Here is a 15,529-nt window from a genome sequence, read left to right as displayed (position 1 = left end):
CTCCCACAATCGCGGTCCACCCACCGCCCAAAGCCACGCTTGACGCCGGCTAGGGGCCCGAAGGATCGTGAGAGGAAAAAAGTGTCCGCCCCCTTTTGTGCCAAGCACCCGAAGGGCCGGCTTGCCGGCAAAAGGGGGCGGACACCTTTTGCCGCTCATTGCTCGAAACCCTTTCAATCAACAAATCTGATCGATCATGGAACAGTCCTTTCTCGCCTACCTGCGTGGCCGCTGCCGTTCGCTGCCGCAAGTTTCCGTGGGCATTGGCGACGATGCAGCCGTGATCGAGCCCGTCGTGGGCCAACAGATTGCCTGTGTCGATCAGATCATCGACGGTGTGGATTTCCTGTCCGACCAGCACTCGCTAGGCGATGTTGGATTCAAGTCGATGGCGATCAACCTTAGCGACGTTGCGGCGATGGGAGCGGTGCCGACGTCGGCGTTGGTCACGTTGGCCTTGCCAAAGTCCAACGCGACGCGGATTGCTGGCGAAGTCTACGAAGGCATTTTCGAGGCTGCCACCCAATTCAAAGTTGCGATCGCGGGCGGCGATCTGTCGACCTACGATGGCCCCCTTGCGATCAGCGTCACGCTGCTAGGCCATGTGCCGGCCGGCGGAGCTTGGCTGCGAAGCGGCGCCGGCGAAGGCGAAGCGATTCTGGTGACCGGCCCGGTCGGCGGCAGTATCCGTGGTCGCCACATGCGTCCCAACCCGCGAGTCGAACTGGCCGCCAAACTTCGCGAACTGGTTCAAGTGACCGCCGCGATCGACATCAGTGATGGGCTGTCACTGGACCTGGATCGGCTGTTGGCCAAAAGTGACGTCGGTTGCGAACTGAAGATCGATACGATCCCGATTCACGACGACGCGATCGAACTGTCGAAAACCTCTGGACGCACTCCATTCCAGCACGCCTGGAGCGACGGCGAAGACTTTGAATTGATCGTCACGATGAGCCAATCGGACGCTGACAAAGTGTTGGCCACCGACGTAGGTGCCACACTGACTCAGATCGGTACGACTACCAGCCGTACCGGGCTGTGGAAACTGGAAAACGGTCGCCACGAACGGCTGTCACCCCAAGGCTACGTTCACTAAGCAAGTCGCTAGACGCGCATCCAATCAACGTTCCGCCCTGGGATTCGCCAGAATTCCCGGTGCGGAAATGGATGCGGCGACGGGAAGTTGATGCGGCAAAGGGAATTCCACGACGACAAGGACGGCTTAGGTCGATCGTTTCTTTGCGATGGCCGGGGATTCCAAGATGCCTTTGACTTTGGGCCACAGGATGACGGCTTCGACCAGCATCCAGGCTTCTAACACGAGAGTCGACATGCCCACGATGATCACCACCCAATTGGGATGATCGGCCGCGAACCATCCGGGCAACTCGGACAGCATCGCCCAGGCTGGAACGATCAGCATGAAAATCATCGGGATCACGATGAACCACACCGGCACGCCGCGTCGCCATAAGAAGAACGAGATCACCAGGAACGCCAATCCGGCAAGCAACTGATTGGTGGCCCCGAACAGTGGCCATAGGATCAATCCACCTTTGCCCGCGAAAGTCGTCAACCACCATCCGGCTCCGGCGATCCCGCCGGCGCTGGCCGCAGCGGGCAGATCCACGGCGGATTGGACAAAGTCCGCCGGCAAATCGCCCGCGATGGCCTGGGTAAACGAAACCGGTGTGTTGGGCGCCGGCAAAGCAGCGATCACCAGCCCCAGCGAGACCGCGAAGATGGTCGCGCCATGTTTGTTGGTCAACCAAACCAACGGGTTCAGCGATAGTCCGCCGGAGCGGGAATCGGCCGCTGGATCACCGACAAAGGTCGCCGCTAATTCTTGAACCACATAGCGTTGCAATCGGCAGGCAGTGTCCAAGGTTGTTCCGGCAAACGATGCCACCAAGACGCCCATGATCGCCACCGCGATTTGCGATGGCACCGAGATCGCTCGCAGGAAATTGGCCGAACCGTCCACAAAGGCGCCCACTTTGGCCCCCAAGCCGCTGGCCGATGCCCAGGTGGCATAACGGGCCATGTAGGCATCACTGCCGGTCACCATTTCGGTTCCCCCGACCGCGGTGGCCCCCAATCCCAACCCGGCCACGCAAGCCAGAATCACGATCACCGCCAAGAAGCCTTCGGTCAGCATCGAACCGTAACCGACAAACTGAGCGTCCGATTCGCTCTTGATCTGTTTACTGGACGTGCCCGAGGAAACCAGACAATGGAACCCACTGCACGCACCGCAAGCGATCGTGATGAACAGGAACGGAATCACCGCCGGTGCGCCAACCGGATCGGCTCGCAACATCGGGGCTACGATTTCCAGCGGAATCCGGTCACCGCCATCGACGATCGGTGCACCACCGAACAAACCTGCGTAGACCAACCCGACCACCACCAAACCGAGTGCCGTGATCAGCTGCAGTGAATTGATGTAATCACGCGGTTGCAACAGCAACCACACCGGCAACACCGATGCGACGTAGGAATAAACCAACAGCAACAATACCCACGTGATCACCGACCAACCGGCCATCGCATTGTTGATGGATCCCAAAATCCCGTCGTTCCCAAACACCAACGTCAAATACATCGCGACCAACGCGATCAACGATGGCAGCAGCAGGGCGACGTTCCTGCGGTGCAACCAGGTACCGATCGCAACCGCGATCGGGATCTGGACCAAACACGGGATGATCGATGCGGGGTACTGTTTGAAGACGGCGGCGATGACGAGTCCAAAAATCGCCAACACGATCGTCAACGCCATGAACAGGATCAACAGGAACAGCATCCGCACGCGGCGGTTTAGCACCCGGCCGGCCACGTCGCCGACCGTTTGCCCCTTGCTGCGAATCGAAACCACCAAGGCCCCAAAATCATGCACCGCGCCGACCAAGATCGACCCCAGCAGCACCCAAACCAGGGCCGGTAACCAGCCCCACATGACGGCAATCGCGGGGCCGACGATCGGACCGGTACCGGCGATGGACGTGAAGTGGTGCCCGAAAAGCACCGATTTGTCGGTGGGTACGAAGTCGCAATCGTCATTTAATTCCACACTGGGCACCACGGCGGACGGATCGAGCCGGAAGATCTTCCGCGCCAACCATCGACCGTAGGTGTGATAGGCGATCCAGTAAGCGACCATCGAACCAACAGCGATCAACAGTGTGCTCATGGATACCGACTTCGAAGTGTTCGTGGATACTTGTAAATATGCTGAATGACGACAGCCAGCCTACCACCGCTACGTCCATTGGCGGGCGGCGTCTATACTGGCCAAGAACCAATCTTAACAGCTTCTCCCCTGCTTGCGACTTACGCACGGAGCGATTTGAACGTGTCGGAAACTATCGAAAAGACAATCATCATCGGCAGCGGTCCTGCCGGCTGGTCCGCCGCCATCTACGCCGCTCGTGCCAACTTGAACCCCGTCGTGTACGAGGGGACTTACAAGCCTGAAATGATCCCGTTGGGCCAGTTGGCATTCACGACCGAAGTCGAAAACTACGCTGGCTTTCCAGCCGGAAACGTTCGCGCATTCGTCGAATCGGCCGTCAGCAAAGACCGCCACTACAACCTGCCCCCCGCACCGGCGGGCCACGAAAAAGATGGTCAGCCACATTACGCGGTGCAGGGCACCGAGCTGATGGAACTGATGAAACAGCAGGCGCTGAACTTCGGCACTCGCGTGATCAGCGACGACATCGAAAGCGTCGATTTCGCAGAAGCCGGCCCACACACGCTGAAACCCGCCTCGGGTGAACCCGTCAAAGCCCACACCGTGATCATCGCCACTGGCGCTCGAGCGAACTATCTGGGGCTGCCCTCGGAAGAGGAATACAAGAACAAGGGCGTCAGCGCCTGTGCGGTTTGCGACGGAGCGCTGCCGATCTATCGCAGTCGACCGTTGGCTGTCGTCGGTGCCGGTGACTCGGCCGTCGAAGAAGCCACCTACTTGGCCAACCTAAAAGACGCTGCCACGATCTACATGATCGTCCGCCGCGACGAAATGCGAGCGTCCAAGGTGATGCAGGACCGGGCAAAGAATCACCCGAAGATTGAGATCCTTTGGAACAGCGTCGTCAGCGAGGTCGTCGGTGACGGCAAGCTGGTCACGGGAGTAAAAATTGCCAGCACGGTCGACGATTCGACGCGGGACCTCGAAGTCGGCGGCATGTTTGTTGCCATCGGACACACGCCCAACACCGCGTTCCTGGGCGGTGCGGTCGACATGAACGAATCGGGCTACATCCAGTGGGCCAAACCGTTCCGCACCAACACCAACATTCGCGCCGTGTTTGCCGCCGGTGACGTTGCCGATGACTACTATCGCCAAGCGATCACGTCTGCCGGCACCGGTTGCATGGCAGCCCTGGATGCCGAACGCTATCTGGCCGAACAGGAATAACCATGTGGCCCGGTCGGGATCGGCGGACTGGACGAAATGAATCCAGGCCACCGGCGCAGAGGGAGTTCGGACCAGTCCGTCCCGCCTCTGCAGCGGGCGGAATGATTCTTGCTGATGCGTAGCAGCATGAATGGAAAGGTTGGGTTAGAATCGCCGCTACTGTGATCTAGCCCACCCTTCGAAGGAACACCGATTGAGTCAACAATCGGTTCGCACGCCCATGACCGACGGCCCAAGCAACAAAATCCAATCCGACCGCGAACTGCTTCAAAATGCCGCCAACGAGGGAAAGCTTCTAGGCGCATTCATCCGGTTGTCGGGACCGGGTTGGCTGCAAAGTGCGATCACGCTTGGTGGCGGATCGCTTGCCGGCGCGCTGTTCCTGGGCGTGTTGGGCGGAACCAGCATGATCTGGTTGCAATTGATGGCGATCTTCATGGGCGTCGTCATGTTGTCGGCGATCAGCTACGTGACTCTGTCTACCGGTCGCCGTCCGTTCGAAGCGATCAATAGCGAAATCAATCCAGCGTTGGGCTGGTCGTGGGTCATCGCCACCTGCATGGCCAACATGATTTGGTGCATGCCTCAGTTCAGTCTGGCCTATGACGCGTTGGACAAGAACCTGTTTTCGATCGGTGGCGGCGAAGGTCTGGGGGATTCCACCAGCACTCGCATGATCGTCACGGTCGCACTGCTGTTGTCGGCCGGATTTGTGGTTCTGTTGAAGGCCAAAGAAGGCAAGTCAGCCAAGCTTTTCGACGCGTTCCTGAAGGCGCTCATTGGGATGGTCGTGATCTGCTTTGTCGGCGTCGTGGTCTTGCTGGCCGCCAACGGACAATTGGACTTCAGCCAGATCTTTACCGGCATGATTCCCAACCCCGGCCAGTGGAACTCGCCTGCCGGTGATCTAGCGGCGTTGATCGCGGGATTGCCGCAGACCGGACAGGACTACTGGAACACGACGATTCTGAGTTCGCAAAGGGCCGTCATGATTGCCGCGGCGGCGACCGCAGTCGGAATCAACATGACGTTCCTGTTGCCCTATTCGATGCTCAGCCGCGGTTGGGACAAACCGTTCCGCGGACTTGCTCGTTTTGACTTGGCAACCGGAATGGCGATCCCTTACATCTTGGTCACCAGCTGTGTCGTGATCGCGGCGGCATCCACCTTCCACGCCAAAATCGATGACTCGCTGGCCAGCAACGACCTGACCGTGATGGAATCGAGTCCGATGTTTGATTCGGTCAAAGGGTCGCTGATCGGACGCATCGATGCCGACTTGGGTGCGGCTGCCGAAACGACCGACGAAGCAACCAAACTAGAAATGGCAGCCAAGTTGCCTGTCGAAGAAAAGAAACTGGCTTTGTCGCTGGTCAAGCGAAACGCGTTTCAACTATCCGACACCCTGGCACCGCTGCTTGGCAAAACGATGGCCAATTTGGTGTTCGGTCTGGGCGTCTTTGGAATGGGCTTTTCGACGATCATCATCCTGATGCTGATCAACGGGTACGCATTCCGTGAAATCGTTGGATCCCCCGATGGAACCACACCGTTCGTGGTCGGGTGTCTGGTCGCGGGCCTGTTTGGTGCCAGTTGGGTATTCCTGTGGCAGGGTGACGCGAAATTCTGGCTCGCAATTTTCACGTCCAGCTTTGGAATGATGTTGTTGCCGATCGCTTACATCACGTTCTTTTTGATGATGAACAGCAAGCGGATCCTGGGTTCGGAAAAGCCGACGGGAACCAGCATGATCGTCTGGAATGTGTTGATGATCCTGTCGGTGATTGGCGCCATCGTGGCCGCATCGGCCGCGATCTATGAAAAGGCGATGGACAAGAGCAACCCGATGGCCTTCAACGCCATCATGGGACTGCTTGCGGTCTTTGTGGTCGCATTGATCGCGGGCCATTTCCTCCGCCATCCAAGTACGACGCAGGTGGACGCGTAGCCCGCGGCTGCCGCCCCCCTTTCCCACAACACGCCATTTCAAGGATGACCATCGATGAGCCACTGGATCAGTGTCGACAAAGCACGCAGCGAGTCGTCAATCGGACCGGATATCGAGATTCGCGGTTGGGTTCGCACTCGCCGCGACAGCAAGGGCGGATTCAGTTTCGTCGAAATCAACGATGGCAGTTGCTTTGGGAACCTGCAAATCGTAGCGCCGGCGGAACTGGCCAACTATGCCGACGAAGTCCAGAAGTTGTCGGTCGGTTGCAGCGTCGTCGTCACCGGCGAATTGAAAGAATCGCCGGCCTCGGGGCAGGCCACGGAACTGCACGCCACCGCCCTGCGGGTGCTGGGCTGGGCGGACCCGGAAACCTATCCGCTGCAAAAGAAGCGGCACACATTTGAAAAGCTGCGTGAATGGGCTCACCTGCGTCCCCGCACCAACACGTTTGGTGCGGTTGCACGCGTCCGCAATCAGATCAGCCAATCGATCCATCAATTCTTTCACGAGAATGGATTCTTCTACACCCACACGCCGATCATCACAGCCAGCGACTGCGAGGGTGCCGGTGAAATGTTCCGCGTCACGTCGCTGGACCTAGAAATGCTGGCCAAGAAAGGCGGGCCGGTGAATTACGAATACGACTTTTTCGAGAAACCCGCCCACCTGACCGTCAGCGGCCAATTGAACGGCGAAGCCTACGCCACCGCGTTGGGCCGGATCTACACATTCGGGCCAACCTTTCGCGCCGAAAACAGCAACACGTCGCGGCACTTGGCCGAGTTCTGGATGGTCGAACCCGAAGCGGCGTTCTTTGACCTTGCCGACAACATGAAATTGGCCGAAGACTTTCTGAAACGAATCTTCAGCGATTGTCTGAACCATTGCGGCGAAGACATGCAGTTCTTTGACCAACGGATCGAAAAGGGAAAGATCGAACAGCTGACCGCGGTGATCGACAAACCGTTTTCGCACATGACGTACACCGAAGCGGTCGATGTGCTGAAATCAACGACCGAGAAATTTGAATTCCCCGTCGAATGGGGCACTGATCTGCAGGCCGAGCATGAACGGTTTCTGACCGAAAAACATGTCGGCGGACCGTTGATCTTGACCGACTATCCATCGACGATCAAACCGTTCTACATGCGTGTCAGCGACGACGGCAAAACGGTTGCGGCGATGGACGTCCTGGTACCCGGCGTGGGCGAAATCATCGGTGGCAGCCAACGCGAAGAAAGACTCGATGTGTTGCTGTCGCGAATGAGCGAAGCCGGACTCAGCGAGGAAGAATACAGCTGGTACATCGACCTGCGACGCTACGGCACCGTACCGCACGCCGGTTTTGGACTGGGGCTGGAACGAGCCGTTCAGTACGCCACCGGAATGGCCAATATCCGAGACGTCATCCCGTTCCCACGAACGCCTGGCAACGCAGACTTCTAAGGCCCCAGCCGGTTCATTCATCCGTCTAGGCCGTTCTTCGTAGCGGAACTCGTCAAGAGTTTCGGCCTTGGATCTGAGATCCATCGAAAGTCTTGACGACTTCCGCTACCCAGTGATTCACCGTGTTTGTCTGAACGGCTCGTAAGTCAACCGGCGGCTAGCGCCCGTCTAAAAACTCGGTTGTAAAACACTGCTCGGGTTTTACTTTGCCCACCGACGCTGGGTCCATCTCTTCCATCTGGTCTACCAACTGCGTCCAACGATCGATGGACATGTCGCCGATGTTGTCGATCGACATCTCGCCGGGAAGCGCCAACGGACGCAGTTCGCTGCTGCCAAAATCGAGTGCCTCGGGTGTCATCCCGTGTCGGTTGGCGTCCATGATCGCAGCGTTGCCGGCCGCAGGATCCGTCAGGTAGTGCTGCCAGCCGATGCGAGTCGCGGCGACGAATCGTCGAACCAGATCGGGTTGTTCGCGAATCATTTTGCCGCTGGTGATCAGGACACTTGAATACGGGTTCCAACCCAGGTCGCTGACCATCAACGTTCGCACCTCCACGCCTTGCTGACGAGCGACCAATGGCTCGGCGAACGAATACGCCTGCACGGCAATCGTGGGGTCGGCGATCAAGGATGAAACGCTGCCGTGATAAGGCACTTCGCGAACATTATCCAGAACGCCTTTGGACCGCATGAATTCCAAGAATGAACGGCCCGCCTGACGCTGCAAGGTCATCCCCGACAGGCCAGCAAAATCTTTCACGCCGCTGTCTTCACGTACCAGAATGCAACGCGGACTGTCCTGCATCACGGCCATCACCGCAACGATGTCCATGCCTTCGCGGCGGTAAACAACCACGTCATCGGCGTTCGCCATCGCAAACTGGACACGCCCCAATTGCAACTCGGGCGCCACCGGTGTCGCTCGTCCGCCGGGACGAACTTCGACGTCCAAACCGGCCTGTTGGTACGTCCCATCAGCAAACGCTTGATAGACGCCGCCGTGTTCGGCTTCCGGATACCAATTCAACTGCACGGCCACCGCAGTGTCGGCCGACGATGGATCGCCAGCGCCAGACGAAACCGCGACCGACGAATCGCTTTTTTGTCCACAGCCGACAAAAACGGTGATCATCCAAGCCGCAACCATGAAGCGAAGCGCGGTAGAGAAGTGCCCGCCCCGTTTTGCCGAGAACCGGCCCTTCGGGTGCTTTGCACAAAAGGGGGCGGACACGTTTTTCGGGCAAGTCCCTAACCACCACCGATGATGAATCCACATCACGTCACCAAGCCTTCCACAATTTCGACCGAAGCAAATCAGGTCCCATGATGGCGGATCGATGCAGTATCCGAAACCATGCGACGTATCGGACGCCACACGACCTCTTAACGCGTCGGCCGACTGGATGTCCAACGACGCAGCAACGTCGACGAAACCAACTGAACAGCCCCGAACAACGCCAACCCTAAACCGGCTGATCCAAACAGGGCAGCGATCAAGGCGTCCGTCTTGGCCAGCCCCTGCCAGCCAGTCATCAAAGTCCCCAGCCCGTCATAGCTGGTCCCGTTGCCGACAAAGAACTCTGCCACGATCGCGCCGATCACCGCCAACCCGCTGCTGGTTTTCGCGCCTAACATCAGGTGTTGTACCGACGACGGAATCTGCAGCTTCGTCAATCGCCGTCGCCGACCGGCCCCGTACAACCGAAACAGATCTGATGCGTCACGGTCGATCGACACCAACCCGGTGGTAACGCTGTTGACGATCGGAAACAAACACACAATCACCGTGACGATCACGACGGTGCGAAACGTGTACCCGCTCCAGATGATCAGCAGGGGGGCGACCGCCACGATCGGGACGGTTTGCAACAGCAGGACGTAGGGAAAAAAGGCCATGCGGATGCGGCGGGACAAACTGAACGCGATTGAAATCCAGACGCCCAATATGATTGCCGCCGCCAACCCAGCCACCGCGGCCGCACCGGTTGCGATCGTTCCCCGAACCAACTCTTCGCGATGGATGACCGCAGCGTCCCAAACCTGTCCGGGCGTCGGCAGCAAGGCTTTGGGCAGTTCGAACCACCCCACCACTCCATACCAAGCGGCGATCCCGGCAATCGCCACCGAGACGACCAACCCAGTGCTGGTTGCGAATTCGAGCATTCGCTGTTTGCGGTCCACAGGGATCACGACACACCTCGCAGTTCCGCGCTAACGATGCCGTAGAAACGCCCGAACTCTGGTGTGCTGCGAAGCGATTCGGATCGTGGGAACGAAAGCGGGTTGTCCAAAACCGATGTGACACGCCCGGATCGCATCACCGCGACCTGATGCGATAACCCAATCGCTTCGGCAATGTTGTGCGTCACCATCACGGCGGTGAATCGATGATCATCCCAAAGTCGCATCACCAGTTCGCCCAACTGGTTTCGCAGCATGTCATCCAGAGCCGCGAAGGGTTCGTCCAACAACAACACGCGCGGCCGCGTCACGAGCGCTCGAGCAATCGAAACTCGCATCTTCATTCCGCCGGATAATTGATGCGGAAACCGCTTCGATGCGTCCTCCAATCCCACCCGCGCAAGCATCTCCATCGCAACTTCGCGTTGGTCGCGTCGGTTGCCATGACCGATCAGTTCCAACGGCAACATCACGTTCTGACACGCCGTTCGCCAAGGCAGTAGCGTGGGCTGCTGGAACACGAATGCGACTTCGCCTCGACTGCCGGCGGCGACCGGATCCATCGACACCGATCCTTGGGTAGGCTTTTCCAAACCCGCCATCAATCGCAACAGCGTCGTTTTCCCACAGCCACTGGGGCCTACCAGAGCCAAGACTTTGGATGCATCCGCCGTCAACGAAACGCTATCGACGGCACGAACGCCTCCCGCATACTGGATCGATAGCGAATCGCATCGGATCGCAGACGCAAGGGCGGGGGAGTTCACGACAGAGTCCATCGGCACAGTGGCGAATCAGGGCAAGCGGCTGAACCATCGCAGCAGCAAGATTGCCACCGACACCGGGTCCGTTCACTATTCAGGTTCGGCAACCTTGGCCGCTTCGCTTAGATTGCCTGCCGGTTTCAAACTGAACCGCCGGCCATCAATTTCAAGCATCACGAACTTCGGGGTAACCTCGACAACCTCGCCTTTCAGCGTACCAATTTCGAACGCATCGCCAACACGCAAACGAAGGGTCTGGTCACGGGTGCGAACATGCATCCAGGCCATCCATTCATCGCGACCTTGGACCAGTGCGGTCAACACAGTTTGGGTCGAATCGTCAAACTTCGGCTTTTCAGGAGCCGATTTTGGCGGCGGTGGTGGATCGACCACCTTGACCAACAATTTCTGTTCGCTGGTTCGCGCCGGATAGCCGTTGTCGGTAGCCCGGACCGTGATCGGAAACTCCTGCTTGGTCGGACTATTGATTTTCAACGTACCGGTTTCACCGCTTAGCGATACGAATTCGGTCGGACCTTCGACCAATTCGTAGGTCAGCTTGTTGCCTTCGGTATCTTTGAAGGTCAGCGGAGAAGGTGTTTCGCGGCCGACGATCGCCTCGATCACGTCGTTGCCCTGATAGCGTGGTGCTTCGTTGGGCGGCGCAAAGAAGTTGCGGTCCAAAATCGGATCTCGATAGGCAGCCAGACTACCGTCGACTCGCCAGGAAGCATCGACCGGTTCGATCAATTCGTTCGGCACCGCCATCAGCGCCGCAGCATCGATCGTCATTTCGACTGTAAAGCCACCTTGTCGACTCGGACGAACTGCGAGTTCACGAATTCGGTGCAGGTAGTCTTTTGCATAGAACGAATGCAACAGACCAATCAAATTCGGGATGTCAGTGGTGCCGCTGACTCGGAACCCTAGTTGATGGTACATGCCACCGATCGGACGGGCCGGAGTGGGGTCAACACTGGGATAAATCAGATTGTTGTCTTGGACAATGCCGATCAACCATTGCTGATATTTCCCTTGTGCCAATTCCAGATTGCCGGGCAACGAACGAATCATGTATTCGCCCATTTGGCGATTCGCATATTCGCCTTGCAGCGTCTGTTCGGTCAGACGCTGTTGTTCTTGTTCCAGCCGAGTGATTTCGTTGGTGCGTTTTTTGACGGCAGAGCGATATTTGTCAAAGCCCCACCACACACCACCGACAACCAGCAGCCCGCCGACAAGAATCGCTAAGTAACGTTCGCGCTGAGTCATGCTTGCACCTCCACCTTGGCGGATTCTTCGTCAGTAGGTTGCTCGGACGTAGGTTGATCCCCTTCGGGTGAATCCTCAGGCGGCGGATCGGCGTCGGCAGGTTTAGCTTCGGCAGCTTCGGCAGCTTCCGCTTCGGCTTCGGCAGCTTCGGGCGTTTCGGCTTCGGGCGCAGATGCGGGATCCGATGGCCCAGAGGTTGTCTCGGGGCTGCCCGAGTCGGCTTCGTTTGCAGGCTCGGCTTCGTCTGTTGTTTCGGCTTCGCTCGTAGGCTCCGCTTCACTGGACGATTCCGTTGCCGCCATCAACGCGGCGAGGATCCCCTCGTATCGCTGGTTGCGAATCGATGCCGGATTGATCGTGACGGTTTCATTGATGCCGAACCGATAGGCATCCTTGTCCTTGCTTTCGTTGACACCATCGCCGACCACGATGTGATCGGCATCACGCAGCGATCGTTCAAATTCGTCAATCACGGCGGGTTGGGTGACCGCGGCGGTGATCACCAACTTGCCGCCACCGGCTCGGGGATCGGTCGTGCCTGTGATTCCTCGCACGATCATTTTGTCGGCTGGCGGCATCGCCTTTGCCAGCCGCCGCATCTCGGCCAACCAATTGACATCGCCATCCAAAAACTGGTCGACGGTTTCGGTGCGGCTGATGCTGGTGGCCGCGGCATCGACCGCAGGTTTCATTTCCGCGTTGGCCGATTTCAATTCGGCGATCCGAGTATCCATTTCACTCAGTTGGCCGTACAGCAAATAGCCACCGACCAGAGCCAACAGGGCCGGCACAGCCACCATCACCGCTGTCTTGATGTGATTGGGTTCTTCTTCGACGCGTTTCCGCGGGTTCAAGAAATCGATCAACCGCTCGGGGTGCGATTCATCGGCCGCCAACAAACCGACCAAGGGTGCCAGACGCCCAACGTGATCGGGCAATTCGCTGCGAACCTTGGCATCGACATCGACCAGATCGAATGGGTCAATCACATCGACGGGGCTGCCGGCTGCTTCGGCCAACATCGCCTGATCGTCCACGTGGACCGATTGGCGTCCCCACAGGATGACTCGTTCGGCCGTCCCATCGGCTCCACAGGCGACCAAGCTGCGCCGCAGTTCGCCCGCCAATGCACGCGGCCGCGACTTCAGTTCAGTCGGCATCCGCACGGTACGAACAAACACGACCTTTCCATCACGAGCGACCACGATCTCGGCATCACCCGCCAGCAGGTCGACCAACACCAAGTTGCCTTGGGTCGGAAGTTTCGACTGAGTCAAATACAGCGAGGCGGCTGCCAGTGGTCGCAGCGACACTCGGTTTGCGTTGATCGAACACGCTTCACAGGCTTTGCGAATCTCGTTCAATTTGGTAGGCCCGATCGCGGCCGCGATCATTTCGACGCCGGTTTCACTCCGCCGCGTGACCAGAAAGTCGACCGTAGCGCTATCGCCGGCGGACGCAAAGCTGCGAATCGCCTGGAACCGGACCATGTCGGGCAGTTCTTCCTCGGGGACCGGCGGCAGCTGCAGTTCGCGCAGTTCTGCGTATCCACGTCCGATCGCGATCAGGGCATCAGTCCCTGCCAAACCGCGTTCTTTGACTGCTTTGTGCAGCGTTTCGATCGCGTTCAACCCGTCCAACGGAATGACGACGGCGTCGGTGATTTTGACTTTCGAACCGGAAACCTGGCCGGCCACCAACCGAAGTTCGTGTTCGTCCCAGTCGATGGCTATTTTCTTTGGCATCCGATCTTTCTCTTGGTTGGGTAAATCATGTTGGTGGGGATGTTCGGTCCGTCGCGCCGATCACTGCTGGACGACACCGGATCGCAAACCCAGCACGGACAGGTCGAAGCCACGCCCCAGATGGCTTAGGTCACGCCAGGAAATCACTTTGGGGTTCACCGTGGTGGCGTCCAGTAAGACTTCCACTCGAGCCGAAGCTCCCGCTTGTTCAAAGTAGCCGACCACTTGGGCTCGGTAGACGTCACCACCGGCGGTCAACAGTGGTGTGACCTGTCGCATTTCATCGAGCGTCAGCAACCCTTCGACCATCAACCAGGTTTCGAAATTCCGGTTGGGGTCGTCCGATTCCGGCTGACGAGTTTCCAAGATTGCCTGCACCGCCTCTTCGCTTAGCAGTGGAATCCCATACAGCAATTCAGCCGGGCATTCATTTACATTAATCCGACCGGGCATCACGTCGACATCTTGAGTCGTCAAAGCGTCCATCAAAATCGGCATCGTGACCGAAGCCGAGATCGGATCGCTGGCAAAGGGCGAATCGTAGGAACGCGCCTGCCCGCCCTGGCCGACCGTTGCCTTGGCATCGACCAAGTCCAAAATCTGAGTCAGTTTGGTTCCACCACCACCGGTCAAGTCGAGCTGCTCGAACAGATCCGCCGACCATGGGCCACCGGGCTGAGCCTCGTCGTCCTGATTCTGACCACCGTTGTTCCCGCCATCGGCAGCCCCTGCCAATGCCGAGGTCAGCGAAGTGGATTCGCCAGCAATCCGGTAGGCGACGATGAAACTGGCATACGACTCGTCACCGATCGCATCCAACAGTTCGGTGTACAGGACTTCCAGATCATCTTGATTCACGTTCACTCGCGGTGAACCATCGCGCCGCTTGTTCGCCTCGGCTCCGTGCACGGTCATGTAGGCGGCCCAGCCCAGAACGCCGGCGGTATCGATACTGACACCAAACCGTTGCTGTTCATCGGGATCCATCACACCGTTTCGGTTGGCGTCGGCCCCGAACAATAACGTCGGGGTCACACCGCGGACCAACAACAATTCCTCGACACTGTTCAGCGGCCCATTGGCTGCCGAATAGGCGGCGGGCAATGTTTGGTAGTAATCGGATTCGGCACCGAAGGGGCGTGGTTCATCGTCTTCGTCGATCCAGTCCAAGATCGCATCGGCCACGTCCTCGGTCATGCCGGGCAATGACATCAACAGCGATACTGCGATGTTGTCGGTGTCGATGTCATCCACCGCATCCCCGCCGGCATCAGCACCGGCCGCCGCGATCACCGGCATCAAAGCACCGCCGTTGGCTTCCAGTACGATCAACGCGTTGATATTCAACCGCGCCGATTCGTTCTGCAATCCAAACCGCAAACCGCCCAGGGTGCCGGTTTCCGTCAAATCGGGTGCCAGGATCGAGAAATTGGAAATCGGCGATCCGTCATCGCCGCCGGAAACCGTGATCGCTTGGAACAGTTGCGGGTTGTTGTAAAGACCACCAAAATCGATTCGCGTTTCTGGCGGTTGAGACAGGATCAATCGCATCGACTCGGTCGCCGATTCGACATTCACACGTGCTTGAACCAGATCACCGGCCAAGTAAGCCGAATCATCGTAGGCCAACATCAGCTCGGTAAACGAATAGACCGCCATCGTGGCAACCGCGACGACAATCAACACCAGCACCAGGAAAAACCCGCCACGCGGATGGCGGCGATGTGCCATCGAGCAG

At 58.3% G+C, this 15,529-nt stretch carries 11 protein-coding genes; 4 read left to right on the top strand and 7 right to left on the bottom strand.

Translation table 11 applies throughout. From position 1 onward, the window contains the following. Positions 1–196 precede the first annotated feature (196 nt). A complete protein-coding gene (locus K227x_RS07830) occupies positions 197–1,099 on the top strand; it encodes a thiamine-phosphate kinase (protein WP_145168998.1) in 903 nt (300 codons plus the stop codon). Between the two features lie 126 nt (positions 1,100–1,225). Here K227x_RS07830 and K227x_RS07825 read toward each other — a convergent pair whose 3' ends face one another. Then, entirely contained in the window at positions 1,226–3,196 is a 1,971-nt protein-coding gene (locus tag K227x_RS07825; RefSeq protein ID WP_145168997.1) for a carbon starvation CstA family protein, read from the bottom strand. Between the two features lie 162 nt (positions 3,197–3,358). On the opposite strand from K227x_RS07825, the gene K227x_RS07820 reads away from it, so the two are divergent. From K227x_RS07820 to asnS, 3 genes are all read left to right on the top strand, one after another. After that, the gene (locus K227x_RS07820; RefSeq protein ID WP_246146662.1) at positions 3,359–4,429 is read left to right on the top strand and encodes an FAD-dependent oxidoreductase; all 1,071 of its coding nucleotides are present in this window, start codon (positions 3,359–3,361) and stop codon (positions 4,427–4,429) included. A 220-nt stretch (positions 4,430–4,649) separates the two neighbouring features. Then, a complete protein-coding gene (locus K227x_RS07815; protein ID WP_145177465.1) occupies positions 4,650–6,377 on the top strand; it encodes a divalent metal cation transporter in 1,728 nt (575 codons plus the stop codon). 54 nt (positions 6,378–6,431) lie between these two features. After that, on the top strand, positions 6,432–7,826 hold the full coding sequence (asnS, locus tag K227x_RS07810) for an asparagine--tRNA ligase (protein ID WP_145168995.1): 1,395 nt from the start codon (positions 6,432–6,434) through the stop codon (positions 7,824–7,826). Between the two features lie 157 nt (positions 7,827–7,983). On the opposite strand, the gene K227x_RS07805 is transcribed toward asnS, so the two are convergent. The 6 genes from K227x_RS07805 to K227x_RS07780 form a co-directional block, all read right to left on the bottom strand. Beyond that, a complete protein-coding gene (locus tag K227x_RS07805; RefSeq protein WP_246146661.1) occupies positions 7,984–8,961 on the bottom strand; it encodes an ABC transporter substrate-binding protein in 978 nt (325 codons plus the stop codon). Between the two features lie 251 nt (positions 8,962–9,212). Further along, positions 9,213–10,019: an ABC transporter permease gene (locus tag K227x_RS07800; protein ID WP_246146660.1), complete on the bottom strand. Its 807-nt coding sequence runs from the start codon at positions 10,017–10,019 to the stop codon at positions 9,213–9,215. Next, positions 10,016–10,777: an ABC transporter ATP-binding protein gene (locus K227x_RS07795; protein WP_246146659.1), complete on the bottom strand. Its 762-nt coding sequence runs from the start codon at positions 10,775–10,777 to the stop codon at positions 10,016–10,018. The genes K227x_RS07800 and K227x_RS07795 overlap by 4 nt, the downstream gene beginning before the upstream one ends. Before the next feature lie 87 nt (positions 10,778–10,864). Then, positions 10,865–12,046 carry a cadherin repeat domain-containing protein gene (locus K227x_RS07790; RefSeq protein ID WP_145168993.1) on the bottom strand — a complete coding sequence of 394 codons (1,182 nt, stop codon included), beginning with the start codon at positions 12,044–12,046 and terminating at the stop codon, positions 10,865–10,867. Next, positions 12,043–13,791 (bottom strand): type IV pilus biogenesis protein PilM, encoded by a 1,749-nt coding sequence (pilM, locus tag K227x_RS07785; protein WP_145168992.1) that lies wholly within the window; start codon positions 13,789–13,791, stop codon positions 12,043–12,045. The genes K227x_RS07790 and pilM overlap by 4 nt, the downstream gene beginning before the upstream one ends. A gap of 60 nt (positions 13,792–13,851) precedes the next feature. Next, a complete protein-coding gene (locus K227x_RS07780; protein ID WP_218933844.1) occupies positions 13,852–15,522 on the bottom strand; it encodes a type II secretion system minor pseudopilin in 1,671 nt (556 codons plus the stop codon). Positions 15,523–15,529 lie beyond the last annotated feature (7 nt).

Origin of the sequence: Rubripirellula lacrimiformis (assembly GCF_007741535.1) — a bacterium.
In the GTDB taxonomy this organism is placed as follows: Bacteria; Planctomycetota; Planctomycetia; order Pirellulales; family Pirellulaceae; genus Rubripirellula; species Rubripirellula lacrimiformis.
The sequence above is the reverse complement of the archived record's forward strand: the minus strand, read 5'-3'. Positions and strand labels throughout refer to the sequence as shown.

Bases quoted from the DNA above. Each gene is read 5' to 3' on its own strand.
- K227x_RS07790 (WP_145168993.1), bottom strand. From the start codon at position 12,046: ATGACTCAGCGCGAACGTTACTTAGCGATTCTTGTCGGCGGGCTGCTG.
- K227x_RS07830 (WP_145168998.1), top strand. From the start codon at position 197: ATGGAACAGTCCTTTCTCGCCTACCTGCGTGGCCGCTGCCGTTCGCTG.
- asnS (WP_145168995.1), top strand. From the start codon at position 6,432: ATGAGCCACTGGATCAGTGTCGACAAAGCACGCAGCGAGTCGTCAATC.
- K227x_RS07815 (WP_145177465.1), top strand. From the start codon at position 4,650: ATGACCGACGGCCCAAGCAACAAAATCCAATCCGACCGCGAACTGCTT.
- K227x_RS07805 (WP_246146661.1), bottom strand. From the start codon at position 8,961: ATGATCACCGTTTTTGTCGGCTGTGGACAAAAAAGCGATTCGTCGGTC.
- K227x_RS07825 (WP_145168997.1), bottom strand. From the start codon at position 3,196: ATGAGCACACTGTTGATCGCTGTTGGTTCGATGGTCGCTTACTGGATC.
- pilM (WP_145168992.1), bottom strand. From the start codon at position 13,791: ATGCCAAAGAAAATAGCCATCGACTGGGACGAACACGAACTTCGGTTG.
- K227x_RS07780 (WP_218933844.1), bottom strand. From the start codon at position 15,522: ATGGCACATCGCCGCCATCCGCGTGGCGGGTTTTTCCTGGTGCTGGTG.